Annotated in this window: 16 protein-coding genes; 7 read left to right on the forward strand and 9 right to left on the reverse strand. The window is 68.8% G+C overall.

Annotated features, from left to right (window positions below; genetic code table 11):
* Window positions 1–420: 420 nt before the first annotated feature.
* A complete protein-coding gene (locus tag ACH4EW_RS13085; protein ID WP_398255385.1) occupies window positions 421–1,950 on the forward strand; it encodes a helix-turn-helix domain-containing protein in 1,530 nt (509 codons plus the stop codon).
* 123 nt (window positions 1,951–2,073) lie between these two features.
* On the opposite strand, the gene ACH4EW_RS13090 is transcribed toward ACH4EW_RS13085, so the two are convergent.
* Window positions 2,074–2,400: a hypothetical protein gene (locus tag ACH4EW_RS13090; protein ID WP_398255387.1), complete on the reverse strand. Its 327-nt coding sequence runs from the start codon at window positions 2,398–2,400 to the stop codon at window positions 2,074–2,076.
* A 582-nt stretch (window positions 2,401–2,982) separates the two neighbouring features.
* Between ACH4EW_RS13090 and ACH4EW_RS13095 the strand changes: the two genes are divergently transcribed.
* The 6 genes from ACH4EW_RS13095 to ACH4EW_RS13120 all read left to right on the forward strand — a co-directional run bounded on the left by ACH4EW_RS13095 (window position 2,983) and on the right by ACH4EW_RS13120 (window position 9,268).
* Window positions 2,983–4,197, forward strand: a complete 1,215-nt coding sequence (locus tag ACH4EW_RS13095; RefSeq protein WP_398255390.1) for an FAD-dependent monooxygenase — start codon at window positions 2,983–2,985, stop codon at window positions 4,195–4,197.
* A 23-nt stretch (window positions 4,198–4,220) separates the two neighbouring features.
* A complete protein-coding gene (locus ACH4EW_RS13100; RefSeq protein WP_398255393.1) occupies window positions 4,221–5,258 on the forward strand; it encodes a cupin domain-containing protein in 1,038 nt (345 codons plus the stop codon).
* Window positions 5,259–5,291: 33 nt separating this feature from the next.
* On the forward strand, window positions 5,292–6,158 hold the full coding sequence (locus tag ACH4EW_RS13105) for a fumarylacetoacetate hydrolase family protein (protein ID WP_398255395.1): 867 nt from the start codon (window positions 5,292–5,294) through the stop codon (window positions 6,156–6,158).
* A gap of 49 nt (window positions 6,159–6,207) precedes the next feature.
* Entirely contained in the window at window positions 6,208–6,711 is a 504-nt protein-coding gene (locus tag ACH4EW_RS13110; RefSeq protein WP_398255397.1) for a MarR family winged helix-turn-helix transcriptional regulator, read from the forward strand.
* A 110-nt stretch (window positions 6,712–6,821) separates the two neighbouring features.
* Window positions 6,822–7,637 carry an IclR family transcriptional regulator gene (locus tag ACH4EW_RS13115; protein ID WP_398255399.1) on the forward strand — a complete coding sequence of 272 codons (816 nt, stop codon included), beginning with the start codon at window positions 6,822–6,824 and terminating at the stop codon, window positions 7,635–7,637.
* 356 nt (window positions 7,638–7,993) lie between these two features.
* Window positions 7,994–9,268, forward strand: coding sequence for an MFS transporter (locus tag ACH4EW_RS13120; protein ID WP_398255402.1), 1,275 nt, complete (start codon window positions 7,994–7,996; stop codon window positions 9,266–9,268).
* 133 nt (window positions 9,269–9,401) lie between these two features.
* Here ACH4EW_RS13120 and ACH4EW_RS13125 read toward each other — a convergent pair whose 3' ends face one another.
* From ACH4EW_RS13125 to ACH4EW_RS13160, 8 genes are all read right to left on the reverse strand, one after another.
* Window positions 9,402–10,244 (reverse strand): hypothetical protein, encoded by an 843-nt coding sequence (locus tag ACH4EW_RS13125; RefSeq protein WP_398255405.1) that lies wholly within the window; start codon window positions 10,242–10,244, stop codon window positions 9,402–9,404.
* 85 nt (window positions 10,245–10,329) lie between these two features.
* Window positions 10,330–10,830, reverse strand: coding sequence for a DUF4328 domain-containing protein (locus ACH4EW_RS13130; RefSeq protein WP_398255407.1), 501 nt, complete (start codon window positions 10,828–10,830; stop codon window positions 10,330–10,332).
* Between the two features lie 340 nt (window positions 10,831–11,170).
* A complete protein-coding gene (mnhG, locus tag ACH4EW_RS13135; RefSeq protein ID WP_398255410.1) occupies window positions 11,171–11,524 on the reverse strand; it encodes a monovalent cation/H(+) antiporter subunit G in 354 nt (117 codons plus the stop codon).
* Window positions 11,521–11,874 carry a monovalent cation/H+ antiporter complex subunit F gene (locus tag ACH4EW_RS13140; protein ID WP_398255412.1) on the reverse strand — a complete coding sequence of 118 codons (354 nt, stop codon included), beginning with the start codon at window positions 11,872–11,874 and terminating at the stop codon, window positions 11,521–11,523. Before ACH4EW_RS13140 ends, mnhG begins: the two co-directional genes overlap by 4 nt.
* A complete protein-coding gene (locus ACH4EW_RS13145; RefSeq protein WP_398255415.1) occupies window positions 11,871–12,494 on the reverse strand; it encodes a Na+/H+ antiporter subunit E in 624 nt (207 codons plus the stop codon). The genes ACH4EW_RS13140 and ACH4EW_RS13145 overlap by 4 nt, the downstream gene beginning before the upstream one ends.
* Window positions 12,491–14,146, reverse strand: coding sequence for a Na+/H+ antiporter subunit D (locus tag ACH4EW_RS13150; protein WP_398255417.1), 1,656 nt, complete (start codon window positions 14,144–14,146; stop codon window positions 12,491–12,493). The genes ACH4EW_RS13145 and ACH4EW_RS13150 overlap by 4 nt, the downstream gene beginning before the upstream one ends.
* Window positions 14,143–14,748, reverse strand: coding sequence for a Na(+)/H(+) antiporter subunit C (locus ACH4EW_RS13155; protein WP_398255420.1), 606 nt, complete (start codon window positions 14,746–14,748; stop codon window positions 14,143–14,145). Before ACH4EW_RS13155 ends, ACH4EW_RS13150 begins: the two co-directional genes overlap by 4 nt.
* On the reverse strand, window positions 14,745–17,672 hold the full coding sequence (locus ACH4EW_RS13160) for a Na+/H+ antiporter subunit A (RefSeq protein ID WP_398255422.1): 2,928 nt from the start codon (window positions 17,670–17,672) through the stop codon (window positions 14,745–14,747). The genes ACH4EW_RS13155 and ACH4EW_RS13160 overlap by 4 nt, the downstream gene beginning before the upstream one ends.
* Window positions 17,673–17,975: the final 303 nt, after the last annotated feature.

Here is a 17,975-nt window from a genome sequence, read left to right on the forward strand (position 1 = left end):
ATACGCAGGATCGGGCTCCGAGTGCGAATTCACTCGGAGCCCGATCCTTGTGGCGTGGAATTACCGCACGTTCCCGGGCCGGTCCGGACAGCGGCTCCAGTACTGATGCGCGTACTGGCCCGGCTGATCCGACACCAGGCTTCAGCCCCGCCCCCGCCGTTGCGCAGCGGCGGCCCGGCATCGCCCGACCTGCGGGGCCGGGCCCAGGCCGGTTCTGCCCACCCCGGATGGACGTACACCGCGCGCCGTCGCGGCGAACCGGGTGAACTATGGAACGCACGGCGCACCGGTGACTCGCACCGCCTGTCACACCGCCCATCACACGCCAGGGCCGGACAGTTGCCGTGCCTGCGCACAACCATCACCCGAACGGCGCACCCCGCCGCAAGGCTCATCTCATATCTGAGATAACCTTTCGTCATGTCAGACGACTACCTCGTACGCATAGGCAAGCTCATCCGTGACGCCCGTCAGCACCGGGGCTGGACACAAAGTCAGCTCGCCGAGGCGCTCGCCACCAGTCAGAGCGCCGTCAATCGCATCGAGCGCGGCAATCAGAACATCAGCCTTGAGATGATTGCGCGCATCGGTGAGGCACTCGACAGCGAGATCGTGTCGCTCGGCTACGCCGGGCCCATGCATCTGCGGGTGGTCGGCGGGCGTCGGCTCTCGGGCTCCATCGACGTCAAGACGAGCAAGAACGCGTGCGTGGCACTGCTCTGCGCCTCGCTGCTCAACAAGGGCCGTACGGTACTTCGCCGCGTGGCCCGCATCGAGGAGGTCTACCGACTCCTCGAGGTACTGAACTCCATCGGCGTGCGGACGAAGTGGATCAACGAGGGAGTCGATCTGGAGATCGTCCCGCCGGCCCGGCTCGACATGGACGCCATCGACGCGGACGCCGCCCGTCGGACCCGCTCCATCATCATGTTCCTCGGTCCGCTGCTGCACCGGATGGATTCGTTCAAGCTTCCGTACGCAGGCGGCTGCGACCTCGGTACGCGGACCATCGAGCCGCACATGATCGCGCTGCGCCGGTTCGGGCTGGAGATCGCCGCAACGGAGGGGCTCTACCACGCCCAGATAAACCACTCGGTCACGCCCGACCGTCCCATAGTGCTGACCGAGCGCGGGGACACCGTGACCGAGAACGCGCTGCTGGCCGCCGCCCGGCACGACGGCACGACCGTCATCCGCAACGCTTCCTCCAACTACATGGTCCAGGACCTGTGCTTCTTCCTGGAGGCCCTGGGCATACGCGTGGACGGCATCGGCACGACCACACTGACCGTGCACGGCGTCCCGCACATAGATGTGGATGTCGACTACTCCCCCTCCGAGGACCCGGTCGAGGCGATGAGCCTCCTGGCCGCCGCTGTGGTGACGGAGTCCCGGCTGACGATCCGTCGGGTACCGATCGAGTTCCTCGAGATCGAACTCGCGGTACTGGAAGAGATGGGCGTCGATTGCGACCGTACGACTGAGTACGCCGCCGACAACGGCCGTACTCGGCTGGTCGACCTCACGGTCCGCCCCTCCAAGCTGGAGGCGCCGATCGACAAGGTCCACCCCATGCCGTTCCCCGGGCTCAACATCGACAATGTGCCCTTCTTCGCGGCCATCGCCGCCTCGGCTCACGGTCAGACCCTCATCCACGACTGGGTCTACGACAACCGGGCCATCTATCTCACCGATCTGAACCGCCTCGGCGGCAGACTGCAACTCCTGGACCCGCACCGGGTGCTGGTCGAGGGTCCGACCCGGTGGCGTGCCGCCGAGATGATGTGCCCGCCCGCGCTGCGGCCCGCCGTGGTGGTGCTGCTCGCCATGATGGCGGCGGAGGGCACGTCCGTACTGCGCAATGTGTACGTCATCAACCGCGGCTACGAGGAGCTGGCGGAGCGGCTCAACTCCGTGGGCGCGCAGATCGAGATCTTCCGGGACATCTGAGGGACGGGTGCCGCCGCACTCTGCCTGACCTGCACGGATGCAGGTCGGGTGGGGTGCGACGTGCGCACGATGCGCCGGGCGGTTACGGCCGGCCTGGAAGCTGCCCCATCATCAGGACAGCCATCAGCCTCCCAAAACCCACCGGGCCACCGCGATCGCACTGAGGCTCAGCGGCGGCGCCAGCCACCAGGGGCCCATCACGCGCCGAACGGTGGAAGGGACGACCGTGACGAGCAGTCCGAGGCCGCTGACCACGATGGCGAGAAAACACATCATTGTGATCGCACCGTACGCATCCTGGTCCCAGCTCCCCGAAGGGCGTGTGATCAGCGCCGTATAGCAACAGAATGCTGCGATCGCGTAGAGGAGTGTCAGCGGTACGGCCATGACCCGTCGAAGGCAACCGCTGCCATCCCCGGGCGCACGTGTGGTTTCGAACTGGTCGGACATCAGCGCAGTGCTTCCCTGGCGCTATCGAGGTCGTTGTTGAATCCCCGGCCGTACGCCTGGGCCTGGTCTCCTTCCCAGTAGGGCCCGCCGTTGTACCGCGCGGCCACCGACAACCTTCTGCAAGGTTGGTCACCAGCTTGCGCGCCTCGGCGACGCGAGCCCCATAGTGCTGAATTCCCTCACTATGCCAGTGCGTCTTTTCCTCAGCCCGCTCGGCGGGCTCGTCAGCCTCTGCCAACATGTCACGAAGGCCGGCCGGCAGCTGGTTGAGCTGCATACCGGTGGACCGGCGTGCGAGCGCCTCCGCTTTCAGGCTTGCCCATTCCTCATCGAACGACATGCACCCCCCTGCGGTGCGTACCCCGGCGAGGCAGCGCCGAGGACGTCGCCGCCGCGGTGGCCGGCATCACCCGAGCCACCGGTTCGGGTGATGCGGACCTCTCCATGGCAACCCATTGACATCGGGGTAACACCACCGCAAGATAATCCGTACACCAATGATTGACGTACAGATCATTTTGAGGCTCGCGCTCACCGCCTCCTCTCTCGGTGTCCTCCACCCCTTCGACGCTAGGAGGCCATATGCCCGTGACTCCTGATCCTCTCCGCATCGCCGTCGTCGGCGGCGGCATCGGCGGACTGGCCGCGGCGCTGGCAGTCGCCCGCTCCGGGCACCACGTGACGCTCGTGGAACGAGCCGCCCAGTTCGGCGAGATCGGAGCCGGCCTGCAGCTCGCCCCGAACGCCTCTCTCCCACTTGAGGAACTCGGCGTCCTCACGGCTGTTCAGCGCACCGCTGTTGCCCCACCCCGACTCGTGATGATGGACGCTCTGACGGGGCACCAGATCACCTCCCTCGACCTTCGCGGCGCGGCCTACACCGAGCGCTTCACGCATCCCTACCTGGTCACGCACCGCACGGATCTGCACGCCGCGCTGCTGACCGCTTGCCAGGAGCACCCTGCCGTCACACTTCGTACGGGGCACACCGTCACCCACGTCGAACAGGACGCGTCCGGGGCGCAGCTGCACTTCGCCGAATCGTCGGAGATCCTGACCGCGGACGCGGTCGTTGCCGCGGACGGCCTGCATTCACGTCTGCGCCAGGCTCTGGTGGGCGATGGGGAACCGGTCTGCTCCCGTTACGTCGCCTTCCGCGGCGCTCTGCCGACCGAGAAGATGACCGGCCGGATGTCGCAGCATGCCGCTTCGGGGGCGGTGATGGTGTGGGCCGGGCCCCGCATGCATCTGGTGCAATACCCTGTGCGGCGCGGTGAGTTGTACAACCAGGTCGCTGTCTTCGAGAGCGACCACTACACGGCGGACTCCGACGACTGGGGCACCGAGGCAGAGCTCGAGGAACGCTTCGCCGGCACCTGTCAGGCCATACGCGACTCTCTGCCGCTGGTGTCGCGCGACCGGCGCTGGCCGCTGTACGACCGCCTGCCCATCGACAACTGGGTGCACGGCCGGATCCTGCTTCTCGGCGATGCCGCCCACCCGATGCTGCAGTACCTGGCCCAGGGAGCCTGCCAGGCACTGGAAGACGCCGTCGCCCTGGGAAAGGCACTCGGCCGGTTCCCCGACCCGGCCGACGCTTTCGCCGCGTACGCGGCCCAACGTCGCGAGCGGGCAGCCCGTATCCAGACCAACGCCCGCCGCTTCGGCGAGATCTGTCACCTGGAGGGCATGGGGGCCACCCTGCGCAACGTGCTCCTCTCATCCCGTACGCCTGACGACTTCGACGACATCTCCTGGGTGTGGACGCCGACCGCGACCGACGTTCCTGCCCTGTGAGCCCGCAACCGCAGGAGGAGACGATGACCGACGAACTCGCCTACAAGGCTTTGGAGGGCCTCGGGGCCGCGCCGCTGTGGAACTTTTACGGGAACCTGTTCCCCGCCCAGCCGCGCAGCCGCGCCGTGCCCTACCGCTGGAGCTGGCAGGAACTGCGCCCGCACCTGCTGCACTTCTCCAACGCCCTCTCGCTGGAGGAGGCCGAACGGCGGGTCCTCATGCTGGTCAATCCCGGCCTGACCGATCCCCCGGCCACCGTCAACACCCTCTATGCCGGCCTGCAGATCATCCTGCCCGGTGAGACCGCGCAGGCGCACCGGCACACGTCCAACGCCTTCCGCTTCATCCTGGAGGGAAGCGGCGCATGGACGACCGTCAACGGCGAGCGGGTCTTCATGTCCCCCGGCGATCTGCTGCTCACTCCCGGCTGGCACTGGCACGACCACACCCACGAGGGCGACGAGCCGATGATCTGGCTCGACGCTCTCGACTACCCGCTCGTCAACGCTCTGGAAGCCGGCTTCTACGAGCAGTACCCCCAGCGTCTCCAGCCTGTCACCCGGCCCGACGAAGCAGGCAGCAGGCAGTTCCTGCACGGCAGGCTGACCCCCGTCTGGCTCTCCCAGGACGGGCCCAACTCCCCCGTCACCCGCTACACCTGGCAGGAGACGCATCGGGCCCTGGAAAGCATCGCCGACACCGCCGAGGGAAGCGATGTCGACGGCATCGTCCTCGAGTACACGAATCCGTGGACGGGCGGCCCGGTGATGCCCACCATCGGCTGCCGCATCCAGCGTCTGCGCCCCGGCTTCCAAGGAGCCGGACGCAGGCACACGGCCTCCACCATCTTCAGCGTCGTACGCGGTGAGGGGGCCACGATCGTGGACGGCGTGCGGCTGGAATGGTCCGAGAACGACACCTTCGCCGTGCCCGGCTGGGCGTCCTACCGGCACCTGAACACCTCCTCCTCGCAGGACGCCGTCCTGTTCTCCTACAGCGACGAGCCCGTCATGCGCTCCCTCGGCCTCTACCGCACGGAAAGCGCCGACCCCGGCGCCTGATCCGCCCATTCGACACCTCAGAAGGAGGCCATGATGCGTCTGGCCCTGTTCAACAAGGGGCGACTCGGACTCGTCGACGGCTACGAACTCGTCGATGTGACCGAACAACTCGCCGGCTCCGGCACCCCCGGTGCGGCCGGTGCGCTCCACCAGCACATCGAGACCGCCGCCCGCGGCGGCGCGACAGAGATCGACCTCGCCGGCTGCGCACGCGTCCCGCTCGCCGAGGCAGTCCTGGAAGCCCCTCTGCCACGCCCCGGCAAGATCATCGGCGCGCCGGTCAACTACCTCGACCACAAGGCCGAGATGGAGTACACCACCTCGGTCGCCGACCTCGGCGTCTTCCTCAAGGCGAACTCGTCCGTCATCGGGCCCGGCCAGGACATCCTCCTGCCCTACACCGACAAGCGCACTGACCAGGAAGGCGAACTGGGCGTCGTCATCGGACGCACCGCCACGCACGTCAGCGCCGACGACGCACTGGACCACGTGTTCGGCTACACATGCGTGCTGGACATCACCGTCCGTTCCGGCGAGGACCGCTCCACGCGGAAGTCGTTCGACACCTTCACTCCCATCGGCCCCTGGGTCGTTACCGCGGACGAGATACCGGACCCGGACAGCCTCGATCTGCGATGCGACGTGGGCGGCACCACCCGGCAGCGGACCAACACGGCAGACCTGATCTTCGGCGTCCGTGAACTGATCGCCTACACCTCCTCCGTCATGACGCTGCACCCCGGCGACGTGATCGCGACGGGCACGCCGGCCGGTGTGGGGCCACTCAGCCACGGCGACCGGGTCGTTCTGGACATCGAGCAGGTCGGTCGCCTGGAAGTGGGCGTCGACGGATCCCGGGCCACCCCCTACGAGCAGCGTCCCGGGCGCCGAGATCGCTGACGCAGCGGCCGCACACGAGGTGGTGCCGCGCACTCGTAGACTCCTGGTCGTGCCGGCCGTCTTTCGGGCCGGCACGACCTCGGCGACGGACGAACGGAGCACTGTGGCGCGCGCACTGGATCTGCACAACTACATCGGACACCTGATCCGACGTGCGGAACAGGTACACACCGCTCTGTGGTCCCAGCATGTGTCCCGGGAGATCACCTCCCAGCAGTTCTCCGTCCTGAACGCTCTGAGCCAGAAGCCGGGCGTCGACCAGCGCACACTCGCGCACCTCACCTCGCTGGACCGCTCCACGGTCAACCAGATGATCCGTCGTCTGACCGACCAGCGCTACGTGAGTCAGGTGCGGGACGAAGACGACCGCAGGCGAACCCTGCTGAGTCTGACCGACCAGGGAGCCGAGCTGCTCGACTCACTGATCCCTCCGGCAGAACGGGTCAACGAGCAGCTCTTGAGCTCACTCCCCGAGAGCGAGCGGGCTCTGGCCGTGGAGATCCTCCACAGAATTGCCACCATGGACGACAGGTCGTTCCACGACGAGGCGTAACGCCCGGTAAGCGGCTGCCTCGGCGACAGCCCACCCGGCGCCTGGACATCCCGCGCATCGACGCAGGCACGAGATGCCCCAGGCCCCGGGTCCGGATGAGGAGTCACATCTTGCCTCACTATCGCGTTCCTGAAGCAGCCCCGCCCAGCCTGCGGCAGCAGCCGCAGCCCCGCCTGGCCACCGGCACGGGTCCCGTGATCGGCCGCGCCCTGCAGATCCTCGACACCTTCACGGCCCAGCACCCTCAGCTGTCGCTGAGCGAACTGGCCCGCAAGGCCGACCTGCCGGTCTCCACCGTGCACCGCATGCTGGGAGAGCTTCTCGCCTGGGGAGCTCTCGAACGGGACGAGCACGGGCGCTACCGTGTCGGACTGCGGTTGTGGGAGGTCGGGTCCCTGGCACCCCGTACCCAAGGGCTGCGTGAGCGCGCGCTGCCCTATCTGGAGGATCTGGCTGCCCTCACACGCGAGAACGTGCAACTCGCCGTCCGTGAAGAGTCGGAGATCGTCTTCGTGGAGCGCATCGGCTCCAGCAGCGCCGTGCCCACGCTGACACGTGTGGGCGGACGGCTCGCCATCACGGCTACCGGCGTGGGGCTGGTCCTGCTCGCCCACGCCCCGGCTCATGTGCAGGATGCCGCGCTGGCCCGACCGATTCAGCGCCACACCCCCTTCACCCTGACCGACAGCAGTCAGCTCAGGAGGGTCCTCGCGCAAGTGCGGACGTGCGGCTACGCGGTGAGTGACCGGCAACTTTCTGACGACACCCTCTCGGTTGCGGCACCCGTCACGACCGCCGCCGGGGAGGTCGCGGCGGCTGTCTCCCTCGTGGTCCGGCACGGATCCATGCCAGTGGGGGCAATGGCAGATCTCGTACGAACCAGCAGCCGTGCCATCTCGCGGGTACTTCACACGCCTGTTTCCTGAGGTGCACGTGTTTCCTGAGGTGCACGTGTTTCCTGAGATGCACATGTTTCCTGAGATGCACATGTTTCCTGAGATGCACGTGTCCGTCACGATTACTTTCCCGGCATACGGAAAAGGCCCTGGTCACCGGGCACAGGTGCTCGGAGCATGTCTGCGCCGACAGCCGAAGTCGCCACAGGCCATTTGCCCCTCTTCGGGCTCCGTCACCCTTACCGCAGTCGACAGTGGAGTGCCGCCATGTACATGTTCTTCAGTCACGTCTCCGTTCAGCGAGTCGTCCGATGAGCGCCTCTTTGCAAGAGGCCCTGGACACGGGTCGGATGAGTCGCTTCCAGTGGCGCGCAATCGTGATCTGTGTGCTTCTCAACACCCTCGACGGTTTCGACGTGCTGGTCATGTCCTTCACCGGGAAGACGGTCTCCGGTGAGTGGCATCTGGACTCCGGCACGCTGGGGCTTCTCCTCAGCAGCGGCCTGGCCGGCATGGCGCTGGGCGCCCTCCTCGTCGCCCCCTGGGCGGACCGGATCGGTAGAAGGCCCATCATCCTCGCCGGGCTGATCACGGCCGCGGTCGGCATGATGCTCTCCTCGGCCAGCCAGAACTGGCAACAGCTGGCAACGCTGCGTCTCGTGACGGGCGTCGGCATAGGCGCCGTTCTCGCCTGCAGCAACGTCATCGCCGGCGAGTTCGCCTCGCAGCGCTGGCGCGGCCTCGCCGTCAGCCTCAACTCCACCGGATATGCCGTCGGCGCGACAGTCGGCGGCCTCTCATCGGTGGCTCTCATCGACCACCACGGGTGGCGGTCGGTATTCCTGGTCGGCGGAATAGCCACTCTGGTCGTCGTACCGCTCACCTTCTGGTTCCTCCCCGAGTCCCTTGACTTCCTCATCACGAGGAGACCCAGGAACGCCCTGGGCAGGGTCAACTCGCTCGCGCGCCGCATGGGACATCCCGAGCTCACCGCGCTTCCCGACCTGCCCCAAGCCGAGCGCTCACGTCCGGCCGGGTTCCGTCCTCTGCTCGCAGGGGAGCTGCGCCGCCCCACCCTGACGCTCTGGGCAGCCTTCTTCCTGGTGATGGCGGCCTTCTACTTCGTCACCAGCTGGACGCCAACGCTGCTGGTGGAAGCCGGCATGTCCTCGAACCAGGGCTTGACCGGCGGCACGCTGCTCAACCTGGGCGGCATCTTCGGAACGGCACTCCTGGGTGCGCTGGCCGCGCGCTTCGCCCTGATCAGCGTGCTGCGGACCTACCTCTTTCTGGCAGGAGCACTGGTCGCAGTGTTCGCAGCCTCCACCGACGTGCTCGTCCTGGCCTTTTCCCTCGGTGCAGTCATCGGCGTGGCTGTGAACGGATGCATCGCCGGCCTCTACGCCCTCACACCGGGCGTCTACTCGACGCAGCTCCGCGCCACCGGCGTGGGAGCGGCCATCAGTGTCGGTCGCGTGGGCGCCATCGTCGCTCCCTCCGCGGCGGGTTGGCTGCTCCACTCCGGCTGGACACCACGGGCGCTTTACGTAGCCACTGGTGTCGTATTCGCCGCAGCGGGTCTGCTCCTGTTCACCATGCGCGCGAAGCAGCCCGGAAAGGACGCCGCAGCCGTGGCGGAGCCCGCCTCCTCGGCTTCATAGCGTTCCGCAATCCGGAGAACACGCGGACGACGCCCTCAGATGCTGACGCGTCTGTGGGCGTCGTCGTCGCAGATGTCCGCACCTCGCCCGACGACGGGCCGGCGTCCTCTTCGCGATGCGCTCCCCACCTGATTCACGAGGCCGTCGGCGGTTCCGGCCGGTGCGGTCGGCCGACGTCGCGGACAAGGTCCAGGCCGAGGACGCGGTCGAGATGGGCGAAGGTCTCGAACTTGGCACCGGCCGGTACGTCGGACCGTCCCGCCACATCGGCCAGCAGATCCAGCACTGCGTCGACACCGAGATCGTCGACGAGCGCCGCATATGACTGTCGCAGCAGGTCGGCCGGGATCGGCCTGGACGGCTCCTGCGCCCAGTCGGCCACCTGCCGGCGCCACTGTCGCAGTGTCCGCCGGGCGTCGGCCATCGCTCCACCGGTGACCGTGACAGGTGTGCCGTAGTGGTGTCCGAGCAACAGCAGGCGCACAGCCAGTGGATCGGCGACCTCCGGTACGAGTACGTCCGGAAGTTCCGGGGAGAGAAGGTGGCCGGGGTCCGGGACACCCTCGTCCAGCGGCGCCGTGCTGACCTGCCCCACATCGATCCGGACGCCTCCCATGGCGTCGTCCGTTTCGGTGCCCCGCGCGACCACGTGTACGTCGGCGGGACCACCGAGCGCGCCGTCCGGATGGTGGCCTGCGACGACGACGGGCGGGTGGATGCCGAGCACGGCCATGACGCGACCGAGCGCCCGGGCCTGCTCATCCGTCAGGTCGGGGGTGGTGAGGACCGTGACAACCTGCAGGCCGTTCAGCTCCGCGGTGCGCGCCAGTACGTCACCGATCAGCGGCACACGCAGGTACACCGGACCGACCCCGGTGCCGATGGCCGGCAGATGGACGCAACTGCGCAGCAGGCGGCGTGGGGCGGCGGGGATCTCCACGGGGTGACCGGTGCGGGTGTCGGCGATACGCAGCATGTTCGGAGGCTAACGGTCTCACCCACGATTGGCAGTGGGAGAAGGAGCATCGACGGAGACCCGGTGAGCGTGCACCCTTAAGGGCTCACGTCATGTTCAGGTAAGGAAGGGGGCCGGCCGGCTGGTCAGCGGTCACCCGGCGGATGATCGCGATCGCCAGGATCGAGGTCAGCACGGAGATGCTGTGGTCCACCGGGTTGTGGTAGTTGGTCTGGTGGAGGATCAGGAGGTGGACCGCGACCGAGATCGGGCCGTCGCAGAGCCAGACGAACCACCAGGCGTTGATCAGCCAGACGTCAAGGGGCGGACCGCCGGCCCTGCGGATGTCGAGGGTGATACGGCGCGGCAGCCACCACATGGCGAGGGGGATGATCCACGCGCCGAGAGCGAAGGCCGGGGAGTACTTGTGGGTGCCCGGTGCAAGCACCTCGGCGTTGCAGCGGCAGCGGTAGAACCAGAACAGGAACGAGATCCAGCAGGCCACCTGAAGCATGCCGGGAAGAGGGACAGCCTTTGCGACCCAAGGCGAGTCGGGGCCGCCGGTCGCCATGATGTAGATGTCTGCGATGGCGGACGTGGCGATCAACGACTGAGCCACAAGGGCCGGCCCGCTGGGGTCGCGAAACCGGTAACGGGGCCCGCGTATGGCTGCCGGACCGACGGGCACGTTGTACGGGTCCACAGATGATTCCCCCCGGAATGTGGTGCTGCCATAGTCCACCGTGGCGGCAGCGATCCCCGGAATCATAGGTGAGCACCGTCGCTGTGCCCAAGGAGCCGAGAGGCAGGGTGCGTGACCTACTGCGGCCGGGGGCGAGCGGGTTCACGGAATCCGAACGCTGGTGTGTGCCGAACCTGCGGGTGGCGGTGGCTCCGCGAGGGGCCGGGGATGACGGTTCCGCGCCGCTGCGGCGGTCCGCAGGGCCTCACCTCTCCTCGGTCAGCTGCTCGTCCAGTTCGTCGAAGAGCAGCTCGCTCTGGCCGGTCTGGCCGGTCCGGTAGGCCGACCGCGCCACCAGGTGGGCGGCGACCGGTCCGGTCATCAGCTGGAAGAAGCCGATCAGCCCGAGCGTGCCGAGGTCCATACCGCTGCGCAGCCTCAGGGCCACCCCGGCCAGGACCAGGAGCATGCCGAGCGTCTGCGGTTTGGTGGCGGCGTGGCTGCGGGACAGCACGTCCGGCAGCCGCAGCATTCCGATCACGCCGAGCAGGCAGATCGCCGCACCGATGAAGACCAGAACCGCGCCGGCCGTGTCGCAGGTCTGGAGCCAGGCGCTCACCGTGCTCCCCCCTCGCCGCCGTCGCGTCCGCCCCGGTTCCCGGTTCCGTCCGCTCCACGTCGTGGCGCCGGCCGGTCGCGTACGGCGATGAAACGGGCGATGCCGACCGACCCCGTGAACCCGAGAAAGGCCAGCACCAGCATGATCGGGAAGTAGAACGGGTCGCGTGCGAAGGCGGATTTGGCGCCGAGGCCCGCGATGATGAGGGCGGCGCACACATCCAGCGAGATGGCCCGGTCCAGCATGGAGGGGCCCCGCCGGATCCGGGCGAGGAGCCCCGCTCCGGCGATGATGATCATGACGACGGCCCCGGTGAGCAGCACCCGGTCGATGGTCTCCGGCACGCTCATGCGCCGTCCCCCCTGTCGTGCCTGATCGGCGGAGGCGGTTCGGCGACGCGGGCGATCTCGTCGGGGGTACCGAAGGCCCGTACCGTCAGCTCCTCGAGCCGCCAGACGGAGTGCCGCGCCGCCTCGAGTGCGGCGGGTCTGTCCGCGTCGAGGACGTGCAGGAAGACGGTGGCCGTGGCTCGGCGCACCTCGACGACCGATCCGCCGGGCACATTGGAAACGGCGACGGCGGTGGCCGCGAGCATGAGGTCGGAGCGGCAGCGCAGCGGTACGGCAATGACGGCGGCCCGGTGCGGATGGCCGACGAAGATCTGACGGGTGACCCGTACGCCCGAGGTGTACATGTCGTAGAGCAGATAGCCGGCGAGCATCAGGATGCCCCATGGGTGCAGGCGGAGGCCGAGGTCGACCCGGGGCAGCGGGAAGGCCAGGCAGACGGCGACCGCGACGAGCAGACCTGTCAGTACGTTGGCCCAGTTCAGGCTGGACCACAGCAGTACCCAGATGAGGGTGAGCCAGGCGATCAGCGGGAGGTCGAGCACGCGTCCCCGCCCACCGAACTCACAGCTGAAGGGCGGTAGGTCCTTGTTCCGGAAGGACAGCTCGAAAAGGCGTTTCACCGGCCGAGCACCGCCTCGACATAGGGGGCGCGTGCGAGGAGTTCGGCGGCCGCGCGGTCGGTGTACGAGGTCAGCGGTCCGGCGAACACGGTGAAGGCGAGTCCGAGGGCGACGGCTGCCGCGGTGGCCGCGGTCATCGGCCTCGGCAGTTTCCTGGTGGTGGTGACGGCATGTCCGTGCAGGGTGGCCGCGACCGCGCGCCCGGCCGGCTGGTGGCGGGGGCGGACCGGTTCGTCGCCGCTGCCCCGGATGTGGTCGGGGCCCTCGTCGATGTCGTTGTCCTCCTCCTCGGAGTCGGCCTCCAGTACGGTGCCGTCCGCAGCCTGACCAGGGGGCGCGGCACGCCAGAACGCCAGGTTCCAGACCTTGGCCATCACGTACAGCGTGAGGAGGCTGGTCACGGCCGATCCGATGACGAGGATCCACGCCCAGACGCTGCCGTCGGCGACACCGGCCCGCATCAGCCCGAGCTTGCCGATGAATCCGGACAGCGGTGGGATGCCGGCCAGGTTCATGGCGGGTACGAAGAAGAGGACGGCGAGCAGCGGGGCGGCCTTGGCCAGTCCGCCGATCCGGGTGAGTTCGGTGGTGCCGCCCCGGCGTTCCATGAGCCCCGCCACCAGGAAGAGCGTGGTCTGGACGGTGATGTGGTGGGCGACGTAGACGATCGCTCCGCCGTACGCGTCCCGGGTGGCGAGGCCGATACCGAAGACCATGTAGCCGATGTGGCTGATGAGGGTGAAGGAGAGCAGCCGTTTCAGGTCGGTCTGGGCGACGGCTCCGAGGATGCCGATGACCATCGAGGCGAGCGCGGCGGCCATCAGCAGGTCGCCGAGCCGGTTGCCGGGGAAGAGCAGGGTCTCCGTACGCAGCATGGAGTAGACACCGACCTTGGTGAGCAGACCGGCGAAGACCGCGGTGACGGGGGCGGGCGCGGTCGGGTACGAGTCGGGGAGCCAGGCGGCGAGCGGGAAGACGGCGGCCTTGATGGCGAAGACGGTGAGCAGCATCGCCTGGATCAGGGTCTGCACCCCGAGCGGGAGTGCGGCGAGCCGGCCGGCCAGCTGGGCGAAGTTGGCGGTGCCGGCCGCCGCGTATGTCATGGCGATTGCGGTGAGGAACAGCATCGACGAGAACAGCGAGATGATCACGTACGTGGAGCCTGCGCGGACGCGGGGTCCGGTGCCGCCGAGGGTGAGCAGGACGAAGCTGGCGACCAGCATGATCTCGAAGCCGACATAGAGGTTGACGAGGTCACCGGCGAGAAAGGTGCAGGACACCCCGGCGACCAGGATCAGATACGCGGGGTGGTAGACCGCCACGGGTGTTTCCTCGTCCCGGTCGGCCATGCCCTGGCCCAGGGAGTAGACCAGCACGCAGAGTGTGATGGCGGAGGAGACGGTCAGCATCAGCCCGGACAGCCGGTCGGCGACCAGGGTGATGCCGAGCGGTGGTGCGAAGTCGCCGAGGTGGACGGAGAGCGGGCCGCTGGTGTCGGCGGCGATCATCAGGGCGAGGGAGAGTCCGAGTACGGCGGTGAGCACGGCGACGCTGATGAAGCGCTGGACCTGCTTGAGCCGGGTGCCGAAGGCGAGGCTCAGGCCGGTGGCGCAGAGCGGCAGCAGCACCGGCAGGGGGACGAGTGCGTTCATCCGGTGGCTCCTGGGTCGGCGTCGGCGGTGTGGCCCTGTTGCTGGACGTAGTCCGCGGGGTCCGCGCCCAGTACGTCGTGCCAGAGGTCCCCGGTGGCGTACCGGCCGCGGGCCTGCAGGGCGCGGTCGGCGCGCAGCCTGGCCCTCAGGCGGCGGCGCTCCTCGCGGTATCGGGCGCGTTCCTCGTCCGTGACGTCGGTGGCGGCCCGGTACCGCTCGCGCAGTTCGTCCCGTTCCCCGAGCACTTCGGAGCGGAGTGCGATGCGCCGGTCCTCCAGGTCGTCGTGGACCTCGTCCGTGCCGGTCAGCTGGTGGCTGCGGTAGGCCATGGCGAGGAGGAACGCCGTGGTGGCGAGGGTGATGACGATCGCGGTGAGCGCGATGGCCTGTGGCAGGGGGTCGGTGACCTGCCACAGCGGGACGCCGTAGAGGAGCGGTTCCCGGCCTGCCGGTCCGCTCGCGGCGAGGACGAGCAGATTGATGCCGTTGCTCGCGATCACCGCGCCGAGCAGGATGCGGGTGAGGGGCCGGGTGAGCATGAGGATGCCGCCGACCGCGCACAGCACCGCGGCGGTGGCCAGGAGCGAGAAGCTGACCGTCATCCGGGGGCACCTCCCGTCCCGGGTGCCGGGCCCGGTGGCGCGCCGGTGCTCGCCGCGGCGGCCCTTTCGAATGCCGCCCGCTCGGTCTGCCGGTCGATCTTGGCGCCGAGCGCGCGCACGATGTCCAGCACCACGCCAAGGACCAGCAGATAAACCCCGAAGTCGAAGAGGACCGCGGTACTCAGGTGGTATTCGCCGATCAGGGGCAGCCGGCCGTGGTGGGTCCAGGCGTGCAGGACCGTTCCCTCGGCCAGGCCGAGCAGGGCGACGCCGGTGGAGATGAACAGCCCGAGGCCGGTGAAGAGTCCGGGCTGCAGCGGCGCGGCCTCGGCGAGTTCGAAACGGCCGCCCGCCAGGTAGCGGGTGATCAGGGCGAGCCCGGCGACGAGCCCGGCGACGAAGCCACCGCCCGGCATGTTCTCCGCGCAGAACAGCAGATAGAGCGAGAGCACCAGGACCGGGTGGAACAGCAGCCGGGCCACGACTTCGAAGACGATCGAGCGGTGCTCGGGTGCGAGCGTCGAGCCGGCCGCGAGCCAGCTGCGCTCCGGCGCCCCTTCGTCGCCGTACGGAAGTCCCGTCATCTCGGGGGCCGTCAACGACCAGGCGGTGCGCCCCCGCACCTCTTCCCGCAGCCACGGTCCCTCGGTGCGCCGGTGCAGATAGATCAGGCTCGTCACCCCGATGGCCGCGGCCGCGAGCACGGCGGACTCCCCCATCGTGTCCCAGGCGCGCAGGTCGACCAGGATGGTGGCCACGACGTCCTTGAGTCCATGGTGGGCGGTCTCCTCCACCATGGCCGCGCCCGCCGGGGCCGCCGTACGGGCGGCCGCCGCGACCCACACCACCACGCCGAGCGTCGCCGCCGCGGCCAGCGCCACCGGAATGTGTGCGGCCCGCCGCCAGGTACTGACCGACTCCTGGAAGTGGACGGGCATCCGCCGCAGCACCAGCACGAACACGATCATCGACACGGTCTCGACGCAGAACTGGGTGAGCGCGAGGTCCGGGCCACCCTGGACGACGAAGAGCAGCGCGGCCCCGTATCCGGTCAGTCCGGCCAGGACCACGGCCTTCATCCGGCGGCTGACGGTGAGACACAGGAGCGCGGCAGCACAGGTCAGTGCGGCGATGGCGCCCTGCAGCGGGACGTCCCAGGCCCTCGGGGCGGCCGCTCCGCTCCAGGGCCGGTCCACGCCGAGGACGGTGAGCTGGCCGGCGAGCATCACGAGCAGGGTGGTGGCGAGGTAGACGGAGAGCGAGCCGCGCTGGACGAAGCCGGTGAGCTGGAGGGAGAACCGTTCCAGGCCGAGCAGCAGGTGTCCGAAGACACTGTCCGCGGTGGGCCAGGCGATCCGCCGGGAGAGCCGGGTCACGGTGGTGCGGCCCATGAAGAGGACCACGCCGCCCGCGATGGCGACGGCCGAGAGCAGCAGGGTGGTCCCGAATCCATGCCAGAGCGAGAGATGGTAAGGATGCGCGGACGGGGGAAACGTGTCGGCGTACGCGCTGAGCAGCCGGTCGGTCCGTCCGACGCCCGGTCCCAGCACAAGACCGCAGACCGCGAGCAGGGCGGGCGACGCGAGGAACGCCCATCCGACCCGGTGCACGGGGGTGTCCTCGACCCCGGGCTTTCGGGCGAAGGCGCCCCAGACGAACCGGACGGTGTACGCGACGGTCAGCGCCGAGCCCGCGACCGTGATGCCGAGCGCCCAGCGGTCCGCGGTGTTTCCGTGCAGCAGCGCCTCGAACGCGGCCTCCTTCGCGGCGAAGCCGAGCAGTGGGGGCAGGGCGGCCATGGAGGCCGCGGCCACCGCCGCGACCGCGAGGACGTGCGGCAGTGCCCGGCCGACGCCGGAGAGCCTGCGCAGATCGCGGGTGCCGGCCGCGTGGTCGACGATGCCGGTGACAAGGAACAGCGGGGCCTTGAACAGGGCGTGGCTCAGGATCATGACCGCGGCGGCCAGTGCCGCGTCCCGGTTGCCGACCCCGGCGAGCAGGGTGAGGAAACCGAGCTGGCTGACGGTGCCGTAGGCGAGGACGAGCTTGAGGTCGTTCAGGCGCAGCGCCCGCCAGCCGCCGAGCAGCATGGTCGTGGCGCCGAGGACGATCACGACGGGTCGCCAGAGCGGCACGTCGGCGAAGCCCGGGGCGAGCCGGGCGACCAGGTAGACACCGGCCTTCACCATCGCGGCGGCGTGCAGATAGGCGCTGACGGGGGTGGGCGCGGCCATGGCGTTCGGCAGCCAGAGGCTGAACGGCCAGATCGCCGACTTCGACAGGGCCCCGCACAGGATCAGCACCACCGCGACCGAAACGGCGAGGCTCGCCCCGGGCGGGTCGGCGAGGATGGCGGAGATCTGGTAGGTGCCCGCCGACTGACCGATGATCAGGAAGCCGACGAACATCGCGAGGCCGCCGAGCGTGGTCACGGTGAGCGCCTGGAGCGCGGAGCGGCGGCTGTGTTTCTGCTCGCTGTCGTACCCGATCAGCAGGTACGAGAAGACCGTGGTCAGTTCCCAGTACACATAGAGCGAGATCAGGTCGTCGGCGAGGACCAGGGCGAGCATGGCGCCCGCGAACGCGAGGAGGTTTCCGGCGAAGCCGGCCAGCTGCGGGGTCTCGTCGGTGAAGTACGAGGCGCAGTACAGCAGGACGAGCGTGCCGATTCCGGCCGCGAGCAGCACCATCAGCTCGGCGAGCGCGTCGAGTCGCAGATCGGCGGTGACGTCGTAGGCCGGCATCCACTGCCACGACCAGGTGACCGAGCCGCCGGACGCGGCGGTGTCCCACTGCGTGGCCGCCCACACGGTGGCGGCGGCCGGTGGCAGCGCGAGCACGACGAAGGCGCGCCTGCCCAGCGCTCGTACCAATGGTCGCGCACAGGCGGCCAGGACGAAGTGGCAGACGATGAGCGCGGTCATACGACCCCGGGGGGCGTCCCGCGCCCGCCCCGGCCGGGCGTCCGGGGTCTGGGCGATGCATCACGGGCAAAGGGCACTAAATACAGATATATCCCTGACGGCGCATCACCCGTACGGCGCGCCGCACCCGGCCCGGCGCGGTGTGTTCACCCGTGCTCTCGCCAGACCTGCCTCCCGGCGTCCCCGCGAGCACCCGGCCCGCTACTCGAACCGGCCCGAACCGGGCACATCCGGATCTGATCAGTGATGCACTTGTGAGCCCACTTTCTTTTCATTTTTGCAGCGTGATTAATATCTATGTAT

The organism is Streptomyces sp. NPDC018000 (assembly GCF_044328025.1).
In the GTDB taxonomy this organism is placed as follows: Bacteria; Actinomycetota; Actinomycetes; order Streptomycetales; family Streptomycetaceae; genus Streptomyces.

Excerpts from the sequence above, each read along its gene's own strand:
- ACH4EW_RS13085 (WP_398255385.1), top strand. The coding sequence starts at position 421 with ATGTCAGACGACTACCTCGTACGCATAGGCAAGCTCATCCGTGACGCC.
- ACH4EW_RS13090 (WP_398255387.1), bottom strand. The coding sequence starts at position 2,400 with ATGTCCGACCAGTTCGAAACCACACGTGCGCCCGGGGATGGCAGCGGT.
- ACH4EW_RS13095 (WP_398255390.1), top strand. The coding sequence starts at position 2,983 with ATGCCCGTGACTCCTGATCCTCTCCGCATCGCCGTCGTCGGCGGCGGC.
- ACH4EW_RS13100 (WP_398255393.1), top strand. The coding sequence starts at position 4,221 with ATGACCGACGAACTCGCCTACAAGGCTTTGGAGGGCCTCGGGGCCGCG.
- ACH4EW_RS13105 (WP_398255395.1), top strand. The coding sequence starts at position 5,292 with ATGCGTCTGGCCCTGTTCAACAAGGGGCGACTCGGACTCGTCGACGGC.
- ACH4EW_RS13125 (WP_398255405.1), bottom strand. The coding sequence starts at position 10,244 with ATGCTGCGTATCGCCGACACCCGCACCGGTCACCCCGTGGAGATCCCC.
- ACH4EW_RS13140 (WP_398255412.1), bottom strand. The coding sequence starts at position 11,874 with ATGAGCGTGCCGGAGACCATCGACCGGGTGCTGCTCACCGGGGCCGTC.
- ACH4EW_RS13150 (WP_398255417.1), bottom strand. The coding sequence starts at position 14,146 with ATGAACGCACTCGTCCCCCTGCCGGTGCTGCTGCCGCTCTGCGCCACC.
- ACH4EW_RS13155 (WP_398255420.1), bottom strand. The coding sequence starts at position 14,748 with ATGACGGTCAGCTTCTCGCTCCTGGCCACCGCCGCGGTGCTGTGCGCG.
- ACH4EW_RS13160 (WP_398255422.1), bottom strand. The coding sequence starts at position 17,672 with ATGACCGCGCTCATCGTCTGCCACTTCGTCCTGGCCGCCTGTGCGCGA.